This is a genomic window from Pseudoalteromonas rhizosphaerae (genome assembly GCF_902498845.1).
Classification (GTDB): domain Bacteria; phylum Pseudomonadota; class Gammaproteobacteria; order Enterobacterales; family Alteromonadaceae; genus Pseudoalteromonas; species Pseudoalteromonas rhizosphaerae.
Genome location: NZ_CABVLM010000005.1, coordinates 244,897 through 258,152, shown reverse-complemented (window position 1 = coordinate 258,152; position 13,256 = coordinate 244,897). Strand labels below are relative to the sequence as shown.

8 protein-coding genes are annotated in these 13,256 nt (G+C 42.3%); 7 read left to right on the top strand and 1 reads right to left on the bottom strand.

What is annotated here, in order from left to right; all coding sequences use genetic code 11:
• Positions 1-1,210 precede the first annotated feature (1,210 nt).
• The 7 genes from ampD (at position 1,211) to PSR9079_RS09915 (ending at position 11,748) form a co-directional block, all read left to right on the top strand.
• Positions 1,211-1,756, top strand: a complete 546-nt coding sequence (gene ampD / locus PSR9079_RS09945) for a 1,6-anhydro-N-acetylmuramyl-L-alanine amidase AmpD (protein ID WP_145235210.1) — start codon at positions 1,211-1,213, stop codon at positions 1,754-1,756.
• 27 nt (positions 1,757-1,783) lie between these two features.
• A complete protein-coding gene (ampE, locus tag PSR9079_RS09940; RefSeq protein WP_149981341.1) occupies positions 1,784-2,635 on the top strand; it encodes a beta-lactamase regulator AmpE in 852 nt (283 codons plus the stop codon).
• Between the two features lie 726 nt (positions 2,636-3,361).
• Complete coding sequence (gene pdhR, locus PSR9079_RS09935; RefSeq protein ID WP_145235214.1) at positions 3,362-4,111, top strand: pyruvate dehydrogenase complex transcriptional repressor PdhR; 750 nt, start codon at positions 3,362-3,364, stop codon at positions 4,109-4,111.
• Between the two features lie 114 nt (positions 4,112-4,225).
• Positions 4,226-6,892, top strand: coding sequence for a pyruvate dehydrogenase (acetyl-transferring), homodimeric type (gene aceE, locus PSR9079_RS09930; protein ID WP_149981340.1), 2,667 nt, complete (start codon positions 4,226-4,228; stop codon positions 6,890-6,892).
• A gap of 10 nt (positions 6,893-6,902) precedes the next feature.
• On the top strand, positions 6,903-8,810 hold the full coding sequence (aceF, locus tag PSR9079_RS09925) for a pyruvate dehydrogenase complex dihydrolipoyllysine-residue acetyltransferase (RefSeq protein WP_149981339.1): 1,908 nt from the start codon (positions 6,903-6,905) through the stop codon (positions 8,808-8,810).
• Positions 8,811-9,005: 195 nt separating this feature from the next.
• Entirely contained in the window at positions 9,006-10,433 is a 1,428-nt protein-coding gene (lpdA, locus tag PSR9079_RS09920) for a dihydrolipoyl dehydrogenase (RefSeq protein ID WP_145235220.1), read from the top strand.
• Between the two features lie 625 nt (positions 10,434-11,058).
• Positions 11,059-11,748 carry a tRNA-uridine aminocarboxypropyltransferase gene (locus PSR9079_RS09915; protein WP_149981338.1) on the top strand — a complete coding sequence of 230 codons (690 nt, stop codon included), beginning with the start codon at positions 11,059-11,061 and terminating at the stop codon, positions 11,746-11,748.
• A gap of 317 nt (positions 11,749-12,065) precedes the next feature.
• On the opposite strand, the gene PSR9079_RS09910 is transcribed toward PSR9079_RS09915, so the two are convergent.
• Positions 12,066-13,097 (bottom strand): IS110 family RNA-guided transposase, encoded by a 1,032-nt coding sequence (locus tag PSR9079_RS09910; RefSeq protein WP_179959167.1) that lies wholly within the window; start codon positions 13,095-13,097, stop codon positions 12,066-12,068.
• Positions 13,098-13,256: the final 159 nt, after the last annotated feature.

Sequence of the window (13,256 nt, the reverse complement as noted above, 5' to 3'; positions counted from 1 at the left end):
CATGGTTTGAAAGTGAAAGAGAAGGCTGAAGCTATAAGTTTGATTGGTTCTAGGTTTTATGAAGTGACTAGATGCTAGGGGGAATTCGAAGCTCGTCGCTCGAAGCCCGCGGCATTTGTTCTTATCATTGTGCAAAAGTTTTTTAGTGATTTATTCACCACAGAGATCACCGAGCTCACAGAGGAAAAACCAATAGGTAATAGTGATTAACTTTACTTTTGTCTTCTCGGTGTAGCAAAGCGCCTCGGTGGGCTCGGTGGTGAAATAGTGTGTCTGTATAAATGTAAAAACAGTCGCGAGGTAAACTCGCTGCTACCAATACGTAGGCGCGGGTTTACCCCGCGCAATTAGATTAAAGTTCTGTCAGTGATTAATTCACCACCGAGAAGAAATAAGTGATTTTTTACTTTGGTTTCTCTGTGTAGCGCGCAGCGTCTCCTGCCCTCGGTGGTAAAATAGGTTTATCGGTGTAAATGTAGAAACAGTCGCGAGGTAAACTCGCTGCTACCAATGCGTAGGTGCGGGTTTACCCCGCGCAATTAAAATTTATTCACAAAGAGGATAAGAGGCGCTGCGCTTTAGATAAGTAATCTAAAAATAGGTTCTAGGTTTTAGGAAGTGACTAGATGCTAGGGCATATTCGAAGCTCGTCGCTCGAAGCCCGTGGCATTTGTTCTTCTCATTCACTTCTCTTTGTGCAAAAGTCTTTTAGTGATTTATTCACCACAGAGATCATCGAGCTCACAGAGGAAAAACCAATAGGTAATAGTGATTAACTTTACTTTTGTCTTCTCGGTGTAGCAAAGCGCCTCGGTGGGCTCGGTGGTGAAATAGTGTGTCTGTATAAATGTAAAAACAGTCGCGAGGTAAACTCGCTGCTACCAACACGTAGGTGCGGGTTTACCCCGCGCAATTAAAATTTATTCACAAAGAGGATAAGAGGCGCTGCGCTTTAGAGGAAAATAGGAACTAGGTTCTAGGGAAGTGACTAGCTGCTAGGTGAACTTACAGCCCGCAGCTCGTTACCCGTAGCCCTTGGCTTTCTCTTCTCGGTGGTGAAATTGGTTTGTCTATGTAAATGTAGAAACAGTCGCGAGGTAAACTCGCTGCTACCGGCGCAAAACAATGAAAGTGCTTTGCTGTTATTCTACTTGGAAATCTATTAGCATCTGACTATGCATTTATTTACAGGCCATTATGAATATAAACTATGAAAATAAACTCTTTTGGTGTCGTTAGTACCGCTATCCAGCGACCAAGTACGCATTTTGATGAGCGCCCACTAGGTGAGGAAATATCTTTATTAGTGATTCATAATATTTCCTTGCCAGCAGGGCAGTTTGCCACGCCGTTTGTGGATGATTTGTTTATGGGATGTATTGATTGCCAAGCACACCCTAGCTTTGCTGATTTAAAGGGGTTGAGAGTTTCAGCACATTGTTTTATTAAACGCAGCGGTGAAATAGTTCAATATGTGCCTTTTAGTAAACGTGCTTGGCATGCTGGGCAGTCTGAGTTTTTAGGACGTAGTCAGTGTAATGATTTTAGTATTGGTATTGAGCTTGAAGGTACAGATACAACGGCGTATACCCAAAATCAATATAATGCATTACAATCCTTAACTAAGACATTGATATATAAATACCCAGCTATCACACGCTCGCGTGTTGTTGGCCATTGTCACATTGCACCAGGGCGAAAAACAGACCCTGGAGACAGTTTTGATTGGAATCATTATTTTGCTGCTATATTTTAACTAGCGCCAATTTGGAAAGAGAAAAGTATGATCTTAATTTCTATAATAATAGCTCTGATATTAGAGCGTTTAGGTGCCCGATCTGATTATTGGCAAATAAGCTATTACGCGCAAGGCTATTTAACACGTTCAAAAAAACAGCTTGGCGAGCAAGGTCTATTCAATTCGCCTGCAGGATTTATTATTTGGCTGTGTTTGCCGGTATTACTTGTGGCGGTTATTTTTACCTTATCTGATTTTGTATTATGGCAGTTAGCCATTAATGTGGCTGTGCTGCTGGTTTGCTTTGGCTGTGCTAAACAACGTGCTTTATATAAGTCCTATTTAAATGCGCTAACCCGTGATGATCAGCAAGCGGCAACCTTATATGCACTGCAAATGGGGCAAAAGAAAACGGAAGAGCAAAAAGGCGGTGAAACCTTTGGACAAACGTTGGCTTGGGTAAACTTTCGTTTTTATTGTGCAGTTATTTTTTGGTTTGTAATATTAGGCGTACCTGGCGCGATCTTTTATGCATTAGTACGTACTTTTGCTGATTTAGTGCAGAACGACCATAAAGTTGTGTATGCCAAACGTTTTAAACTTATTCATTCATTATTATTTTGGCTTGATTGGTTACCAGCCAGAATCGCCAGCTTTGGTTATCTAGTAATAGGTAACTTTAATAAAGGCACCAGTTGCTGGCTGCATTATGCACTCGATTTTACAGTGAGTAACCGTAAAGTGGTTACTAATACCGCGCTTGCCGCAGAGCAAATAGAACAGCAACATTTTGGTTGCGCGTATGAAGCAACTTGTATGATGAAGCTTGTAAAACGAAATGTGTTGTTTTACTTGGTGTTGATTGCCTTGTTTACTTTATTTGGTGGTTTAGCGTAAATAAACAGATGCTAGGTTTTAGGTAAGTAATTGTCGCGAGGTAAACTCGCTGCTACCCGCGCAATTAAAATTTATTCACAAAGAGGTTAAGAGTCGCTGCGCTTTAGAGAAGTAACTATAAAAGTAGTGGCTAGGTGTTTGAGTCTATTCGCAGCTCGAAGCCCGTGGCGTTTTTTTTCATTTGCGCTCATTCACTTCTCTTTGTGCAAAAGTCTTTTAGTGATTTATTCACCACAGAGAGCACCGAGTTAATAGAGGTAAAACCTGTTAGTAATTAACTTTACTTTTGTATTCTCTGTGTAGCGCGTAGCGCCTCCTGCCCTCAGTGGTGAAATTGGCTGTCTATGTAAATGTAGAAACAGTCGCGAGGTAAACTCGCTGCTACCAATGCGTAGGCGCGGGTTTACCCCGCGCAGTTTAATTTATTATATAGTACACTTCGAGTTCAAAAAAACTCGCCCACTAGTTTTTGATTATCTGGTCAGACCATTGTGTTTTTCTATAAAACTCCTTCCTAAACACTGGCTTTATCTCATACTGTTTGATCTTTGTGCAAAATACGTTAGGGTGTTTTTTAAGGTGCGTCGCAGCGAAATTGACAGCAAACTTGCTTTTTGATAACGTATGGCTCAAATTTGGTATGACCAATTTACCTTTTGGTCTAGTCTCTGGGCACAAACTTGGATTTTTCAGGTTACATTTCCACTACAATGCGGACGTTGATTAATGTCTTTAAAGATTAAAGCAGCAAAACTATCGGATGTTATTTTACAGCAACTTGAGAACATGATTCTTGAGGGCTCATTAGCACCGGGTGAGAAACTGCCGCCAGAGCGTGAATTAGCCAAACAATTTGAAGTGTCTCGCCCTTCATTACGTGAAGCCATTCAAAAGCTAGAGGCAAAAGGCTTAGTAACGCGACGTCAAGGTGGCGGGACGTTTGTAAAAAATCAGCTAGAAGAAGGGCTCACTGATCCGTTATTTGACTTGATCAGTAAACATCCTGAATCACAGTTTGATTTATTAGAGTTTCGTCATGCTCTCGAAGGGATTGCAGCTTATTATGCTGCGCTTCGTGGTACTAGCACTGACTTTGCTAAAGTTAAGCAAAGCTTTGAATGCATCGCATTGGCTCATGATGATTTACTACAAAAAGCCAAAGCAATTAACGCGTTTCACTTTAGTGTGGCAGAAGCCTCGCATAATGTGGTGTTACTGCATTTAGTACGCGGTATGCGGGCATTGCTTGAGCAAAATGTTTTACAAAATTTAACGGTATTGTTAGAGAAGCCGCATATTAGTTCGCGCTTAGCTGAGCATCGCCGTTTATTGATGGATGCAGTGATTGAAGGGAATCCAGAGCAGGCGCGACTTGCCAGTAATGCTCACTTAGCTTTCATTGAAGAAGCGTTATTGGAAGCAGGTAAAGAGCATTCACGAATTGAGCGTAGTTTAAGACGCACAAAGCAAAATTAAGTAACAAAAAACTAAGTTAAAGATAAATAATTTAAGCAAGTGCTGTATATGGCAACACGATTACCACAGTGCTAATTAAGAACATTCGTATTTTAAACATAAGGAAACCTCCATATGTCTGAAGTCAATAAAATTGACGTAGACGCGCTAGAAACACAAGAGTGGTTACAAGCTCTTGAATCAGTTGTGCGTGAAGAAGGTGTTGAACGTGCTCAGTTTTTACTTGAGCAAGTATTAGAGCAAGCCCGTTTAGACGGTGTTGATATGCCTACAGGCATCAGCACAAACTACGTTAATACGATCCCGGTAGATCAAGAACCTGCTTACCCAGGGGACGTAAACCTTGAGCGCCGTATTCGTTCTATTATTCGTTGGAACGCAATCATGATTGTATTGCGCGCTTCGAAAAAAGACCTCGATCTAGGCGGCCATATGGCGTCTTACCAGTCATCTGCGGCGTTTTATGAAGTATGTTTTAACCATTTCTTCAAAGCCCCAAATGATGTAGACGGCGGTGACTTAGTTTATTATCAAGGTCACATTTCTCCGGGTATTTATGCACGTGCATTTGTTGAAGGTCGTTTATCTGCTGCGCAGCTTGATAACTTCCGTCAAGAAGTTGATGGCGAAGGTTTACCATCTTACCCACACCCTAAATTAATGCCTGAATTCTGGCAGTTCCCTACGGTATCTATGGGTCTTGGTCCTATCGCGTCTATTTACCAAGCGCGCTTCTTAAAGTACCTAGATGGTCGTGGCTTAAAAGACACTAAAAACCAACGTGTATACGCGTTTTTAGGCGATGGTGAAATGGACGAGCCAGAATCACGTGGCGCTATTTCTTTTGCTGCCCGTGAAAAACTAGACAACCTTTGTTACTTAATTAACTGTAACTTACAGCGCCTAGATGGCCCAGTAATGGGTAATGGTAAAATCATTCAAGAGCTTGAAGGTCTATTCAAAGGCGCTGGCTGGAATGTGATCAAGCTAGTGTGGGGCAGCGGCTGGGATATCCTACTAGCTAAAGACACCACAGGTAAGTTATTGCAATTGATGAACGAAACAGTCGATGGCGATTACCAAACTTATAAAGCTAAAAATGGCGCGTACGTACGTGAGCATTTCTTTGGTCGTTACCCTGAAACAGCAGCACTTGTTGCTGATATGACAGATGACGAAATCTTCGCGCTTAAGCGTGGTGGTCATGAGCCATCAAAATTATTCGCTGCATTCAAAAAAGCAGAAGAGACCAAAGGTCGCCCAACAGTTATCCTAGCTAAAACCGTAAAAGGTTACGGCATGGGTGAAGCGGCTGAAGGTAAGAATATTGCTCACCAAGTGAAAAAAATGGACATGTCACACGTTGCCCATTTACGTTCACGTTTAGGTCTTGATGATTTAGTATCTGAAGAGCAACTTGCAGAACTTCCTTATTTAACACTTGAAGAAGGTTCGGCTGAGCACAAGTACTTACATGCTCGCCGTGATGCACTTAAAGGTTATACGCCAAAACGTATTCCTAACTTTACTGAAAAGTTAGTACTGCCAGAAGTAGAAGCATTTAAGCCATTACTTGAAGAGCAAAAGCGTGATATCTCTACCACCATGGGCTTTGTTCGTGCACTTAATATCTTATTGAAAGATAAAGGTATTGGTAAAAACATCGTACCAATTATTGCCGATGAAGCGCGTACCTTTGGTATGGAAGGTTTATTCCGTCAAATCGGTATTTATAACCCGCATGGCCAAAACTATACGCCGCAAGACCGTGATATCGTTTCTTACTACAAAGAAGCAACATCTGGTCAAGTATTGCAAGAAGGTATCAACGAGTTAGGCGCAATGTCATCGTGGGTTGCTGCGGCAACATCATACAGCACTAACGATTTACCAATGATCCCATTCTATATCTACTATTCAATGTTCGGTTTCCAACGTGTTGGCGACATGGCATGGATGGCGGGTGACCAACAAGCACGTGGTTTCTTATTAGGTGCTACTGCTGGTCGTACAACATTAAACGGTGAAGGTCTACAGCACGAAGATGGTCACAGCCATATTCTTGCTAACACAGTACCTAACTGTATCTCTTACGATCCAACATACGCTTACGAAGTAGCGGTTATTGTTCAAGATGGTATTCGTCGTATGTACGGTGAAAGCCAAGAAAATATTTACTACTACCTAACGCTTATGAACGAAAACTATGCACAACCTGCTATGCCAGAAGGTGCTGAAGAAGGTATTCGTAAAGGTATCTACAAGCTAGAAAGCTACGCAGGCAAAAAAGCCAACGTACAGCTATTAAGCTCAGGTACTATCATGACTGAAGTGCGTAAAGCAGCCGCGATTTTAAGTGATGATTACGGTATTGCATCTGATGTGTATTCAGTAACGTCGTTCAACGAATTAACTCGTGAAGGGCAAGATGTTGAGCGTTTCAATATGCTTAACCCTGAAAGCGAACAGAAGACTGCCTACATCACCAGTGTATTAAATGACTCAGTGACTGTTGCCGCAACGGATTACATGAAAAACTACGCAGAACAAGCGCGTTCATTCATTCCAAGCAGCAACTACAAAGTATTAGGTACCGATGGTTACGGTCGTTCTGATAGCCGTGAAAACCTTCGTCGTCACTTTGAAGTTAACGCCAGCTACGTAGTAGTTGCGACGTTATCTGAACTTGCTAAACGTGGTGAAGTTGAGAAGTCAGTTGTGGTTGAAGCACTTAAAAAGTTCAACATCGACACTAACAAACTTAATCCACTGTACGCATAAGAGGTTTGCAATGAGTATTGAAATTAAAGTACCAGATATCGGTGGCGATGAAGTCGAAGTAACCGAAATTCTAGTGAGCGTTGGTGACAAAGTTGACGTTGACCAATCATTACTAACTGTTGAGGGTGATAAAGCCTCAATGGAAGTACCTGCGGCACAAGCCGGTACTGTAAAAGAAATCAAAGTAAACGTGGGCGACACGGTTACTACGGGTTCTTTAGTATTCTTGTTTGAAGGTGAAGAGCAAGCATCTAGCGAAGCGCCTGCAGAACCAGCAAAATCTGAAGCTGCAGCACCTGCTGCGTCTTCAGGTTCAACAACTAAAGAAGTCACCGTACCAGATATCGGCGATGATGAAGTTGAAGTGACGGAAATCATGGTTGCTGTTGGCGACACCGTTGAAGAAGAACAATCTATCTTAAACGTTGAAGGCGACAAAGCGGCAATGGAAGTACCAGCGCCGTTTGCAGGTACTGTTAAAGAAATTAAAGTTGCCGCTGGCGATAAAGTAAAAACAGGCTCTTTAGTGTTTGTTTTTGAAGTGGCTGGTAGTGAGCCTGCAGCTGCGAAAGCAGAAACAGCGCCAGCTCAAGAGTCTGCGCCGGCACAAAGTTCAGCGCCAAGCAGTAAAGAAGTAAACGTGCCTGATATCGGCGGTGATGAGGTTGAAGTCACTGAAGTGATGGTTGCAGTAGGCGATAAGGTTACTGAAGATCAGTCAATCTTAAATGTTGAAGGCGACAAAGCGGCAATGGAAGTACCAGCACCGTTTGCCGGTACTGTTAAAGAGATTAAAGTTGCTGCGGGCGATAAAGTATCGACCGGTTCACTTATCTTTGTATTTGAAGTGCAAGGCAGTGCACCTGCAGCTACCGCTGAAAAAGCGGCTTCTGAATCTGCACCAGCAGCGAAAGCAGAATCAGCTCCAGCTGCACAAGCAGCGCCTGCAAAAGCGAGCAATGAAAGTTTTGAAAACAATAGTGCGTATGCTCATGCATCGCCAGTTGTTCGCCGCTTAGCCCGTGAGTTTGGTATTAACCTTGCGAACGTAAAAGGCTCAGGTCGTAAAAATCGCGTTGTGAAAGAAGACGTGCAAGACTATGTGAAGAACTTAGTTAAGCAAGTTGAATCAGGCCAATTAGCGACAGCTTCTGGCAATACTGGTGGTAGTGAACTTGGTTTAATTCCATGGCCAAAAGTTGATTTTGCTAAATTTGGTGAAATCGAAGAGAAAAAACTATCTCGTATTCAAAAGCTATCGGGTAAAAACTTACACCGTAACTGGGTGCAAATCCCGCATGTTACGCAGTTTGATGAAGCTGATATCACAACTCTTGAAGAGTTCCGTAAAGAGCAAAATGCCCTTAGCGAGAAGAAAAAGCTAGGTGTTAAAATCACCCCGCTGGTATTTGTAATGAAAGCAGCAGCGAAAGCACTTGCTGAGTTCCCTACATTTAACTCATCACTATCTAACGACGGTGAAAGCTTAATTCTTAAGAAGTACATCAATATCGGTGTTGCAGTTGATACGCCAAACGGTTTGGTTGTGCCAGTATTTAAAGATGTTGATAAGAAAGGCATCATTGAATTATCGCGTGAATTAATGGAAGTATCTGTTAAAGCGCGTGACGGCAAACTTACCTCTTCTGATATGCAAGGTGGTTGTTTTACAATTTCAAGCCTTGGTGGTATTGGCGGTACAGCCTTTACGCCAATCGTAAATGCCCCAGAAGTTGCTATTTTAGGTGTCTCTAAGTCTGAAATTAAACCTAAGTGGAATGGCAAAGAGTTTGAACCAAAACTAATGGTTCCACTTTCTATGTCTTACGACCATAGGGTGATTGACGGTGCACTAGCGGCACGCTTTACTGTAACTTTAGCAAGTTACATGAGCGATATTCGCCAATTAGTAATGTAAGCAATTGCTGCATGTAGCGAAATAAATAGAATCAAATCCCAGCCAGTTGTTTTTTGCTGGGATTTTTACCATTTGCAATGATACAATCTTTGTATATCTTGCATAAATTTTTGATCTGCTCTCCCTTTCTGCCTTGCAGAAACATGGCAGTTAAACTTTAGGGCAGTGTCCCGTTCAAACAATTAAGGTAAAAGCATGAGCAACGAATTAAAAACTCAAGTTGTTGTACTAGGCGGTGGTCCTGGTGGTTATTCTGCGGCTTTCCGTGCTGCTGACTTGGGCTTAGAAGTAACAGTAGTAGAATCTCGCGACACATTAGGCGGTGTATGTCTTAATGTTGGTTGTATTCCTTCGAAAGCACTTTTACACGTAGCTAAAGTAATTGATGATGCAGCAGAAATGTCATCTCATGGTGTTACTTTTGGCGCACCACAAATTGATTTAGATAAAATTCGTTCGTGGAAAGAGTCAGTTGTTAGCCAACTTACTGGTGGCCTAGACGGCATGGCTAAAATGCGTAAAGTTAAAGTGGTTTACGGTTACGGTAAATTCACAGGTAGCAACACGCTTGATGTTGAAGGCGCTGACGGTAAAACAACAATTACTTTTGATAACGCTATCATTGCTGCTGGTTCTAAACCGGTAAACTTACCTTTCATTCCTGAAGATGACCGCGTAATTGATTCAACCGGTGCACTAGAGCTTAAAGACATCCCTGAAAAGCTATTAGTATTAGGTGGTGGTATTATCGGTCTTGAAATGGGTACTGTGTATCGCGCACTAGGTTCTGCAATCGACGTGGTTGAATTTGCTGACCAACTAGTACCAGCTGCTGATAAAGACATCATCAAGATTTACCAAAAATACGTAAGTGATAAATTTAACGTTATGCTATCAACTAAAGTTGTTGGCGTAGAAGCGAAAGATGACGGCTTATACGTTACATTTGAAGGTAAAAACGCACCAGCTGAACCAGTACGTTATGACAAAGTATTAGTTGCTGTTGGTCGTACACCAAACGGTAACTTATTAGATGCTGACAAAGCGGGTGTTAATGTTGATGAGCGTGGCTTCATTAATGTTGATAAGCAGCTTAAAACTAACGTTGACCACATCTTCGCAATTGGTGACTTAGTTGGCCAACCTATGCTTGCGCACAAAGCGGTTCATGAAGGTCACGTTGCTGCTGAAGTTATCTCAGGTCAAAAACATTACTTTGATCCGAAATGTATTCCTTCAATTGCCTATACTGACCCAGAAATCGCTTGGGTTGGCGTAACTGAGAAAGAAGCAAAAGAGCAAGGCTTAAGCATTGAAACAGCTGTATTCCCATGGGCTGCATCAGGTCGTGCAATTGCATCTTCTCGTACTGAGGGTTCTACTAAACTGATCTTTGATAAAGAAAGTGGCCGTATTATCGGTGGTGCTATGATTGGTATTAACGCAGGTGAAATGCTGGGCGAAATCGGTCTAGGTATCGAAATGGGTGCTGACGGTGAAGATTTAGCATTAACTATTCATGCTCACCCAACATTGAACGAATCAATCGGTCTTGCAGCTGAAATATTTGAAGGTTCAATCACTGATTTACCAAACAAAAAAGCAGTTAAAAAGAAGAAGTAAGTTCTTTTAGTTAATTGTTTAAAAACCCAAGCCTCGGCTTGGGTTTTTTGTTTTATAGGCGCGGGTGTGTAATACGTAATACCTTGTAGGCGTGGGTTTACCCCGCGCAAATAGATTAAAGTTATTTCAGTGATTAATTCACCACCGAGAACACAGAGAAGAAATAAGTGATTTTTTACTTTGGTTTCTCTGTATAGCGCGAAGCGCCTCTGTGCCCTCAGTTATAAATAATGGGCTTTATCGCGATGTAAACTCGTTGCTATCAGTACGTAGGCGCGGGTTTACCCCGCGCAGATGTAAAATGTAAGCTCGGAATAACATTCAGCCGCGAAACAGCTCTTGTCGCGAGGTAAACTCGCTGCTACCAATACGTAGGCGCGGGTTTACCCCGCGCAATTAGATTAAAGTTCTTTCAGTGATTAATTGACCACCGAGAAGAAATAAGTGATTTTTACTTTGGTTTCTCTGTGTAGCGCGAAGCGCCTCTGTGCCCTCAGTGGTAAATAATGGGCTTTATCGCGAGGTAAACTCGCTGCTACCAATACGTAGGCGTGGGTTTACCCTGCGCAAATGTGTTATAATATCCGCCGATCAAATTTAGGTACTATTTTAGGTAATAAACCACGTGAATAAACGCTCTTCTAATTCAGTACTTACTTTGCGTGCCCAGCAAATTAGTGAATCTCGCCGTGAGTTTAATGCTCGTGGCGGTAAAATGGATCGCTGTGAGCGATGCTTAATCGCAAAATATTACTGTATTTGTGACGGTGTGGAGCAGGCTGATAGTCAGGCGGCGGTATGCTTACTTATGTATCACAACGAGAGTTTTAAACCCTCTAATACAGGGCGATTAATTGCTGAAATTATTCCTGATAATCATGCTTTTCGTTGGGACAGGACTGATCCTGATGATAAACTATTAGCCTTATTAAATGACCCGCAATATCAACCTATGGTGATCTTTCCTGCTACAGATGTTGAAGATACCGCACGCGTTATTACTGATGTACAACACCAGCCTAATAAACGTCCCTTGTTTATCTTTTTAGATGGCACATGGCGTGAAGCGAAAAAAATGATCCGCAAAAGCCCTTATCTCGATAATTTACCCGTGCTGTCGATCACTGCAGAAAAACTGTCAGATTATCGCTTACGGGTTGCCCCGCATGCTCACCAACTTGGCACCGCTGAAGTGGCCATTATGGTGCTAGCACTGGCAGGGGAGTCTGATGCAGCAACTAAGCTTGAACAGCATTTTATGAAGTTTCGCGACGCGTATTTATTAGGAAAGCGCAATAAAGGCAGGCCGACGTAGGTTTTAGTTTATCCCGCGCAAATATATAATTTAGATGCTGGATAAAACTATGTTGCTTCTGTCGCGATGTAAAATCGCTTATATGGACTCCTCCTATAGCACAAGCCTTTTTACATTAAAATGATGTGATTGCGTGCTTATATACGGGCTCTAATGAGGCGCTACCTCGGCCACTTTGATGTTTTCGCGCCCTTGTGCCTTATCTGCTACACGGTATCTTCGTACACTAGCGATTTTTCAGGCTCTCAAGGGTGGGTCTCACCACTTAATGCTCTATCTTGGCTTGTTCAATTCTTTTGTTTACTGACTTTTTATTTTTACGCGGTTAATAATCTTGCTTCATAACTCGTTCCATTTTTGAGTAAGGCGTAGGCTGTTCGCATTGTTTTGTTTGCTAATGCAATAGCGGCGCACTTGACACCTTTTCTTATTAGAAGGTTTTTTACCCATCGTTCTTTTTCTGTCGTGGCTTCTCTGTTTTTTAATTTACTCACTACTGAGCGAGCGCCTAAAAATAGGTTTCGTCTTAATGCACCACCTCGTCTTTTGGGTATGCGCCCTATCTTTGCTTTGCCACCTGTCGAATGCTGTAATGGTGTCACTCCTGCACACGCCGCAGCACTTCTTCCATCGTTAAACTGTGTCGTGTTACCTAAAAAAGACAGGAGCTCGATAGCCGTGATTGGGCCGACTCCTTCGAGAGCCATTAAGCGTTGACAGCCATCATTTTGTTTTGCAATACGCTCTATTTGTTTTTGCAGCTCTACCTTATTGTCACACTGCTGTTTATAAAGTGAATAGCTGAGCGCGAGAGCATGCTTTAGTTCTAGCGGCAGTGTGTTTTCTGCATCTTCTAAAATATCGGGTATGGCTGCTTTAAATGCGGCCTCACTTTGGTTAATCACAATACCAAACTCAAGGAGTAGCCCGCGTATTTGGTTTGATAACTGAATTTTTTGTTTATCTGCTAACGCTCTTACTTTGCTAAGTGACTGTAAAGCCTGCTCTTCAATGGTAAGAATTTTACACGAACGAACATCCGGGACTCGACTGGCAACGGCTATTGCGATTGCATCGTTCGCATCAGTTTTTTGCCCCTGTCTAAATGCTTTCACGAACAAAGGGTCAAGGAGTATTACATCATGACCAAAGGACTGCGCAGTGCGCGCAAAATGCTGGGCGCTTGCGCATGCCTCCATAGCAACAACCGACGGTTTTGCTTTAACTAATAACTCAAGCAGCGTTTGACGGTTAACTGATTTATTGGACATCAGTTTGTTGCCTTTAAACTGCGCCGCTTGGAAAGTATTTTTTGCTAAATCAATAGCAACTAAATTACAATGTGCCATGTATGGACTCCTAATTTGGTAAAAGATTCTCTGCAATTTCTTTATACCGTACTCTCCCGTTAATGGGGAGGAGTCCATACATCTGCTACGAATGGGCAATATCTCGTAGGCGCGGGTTTTCAGCGTAACATGTAATAAAAAAGCGCGCTGTAACTTAAT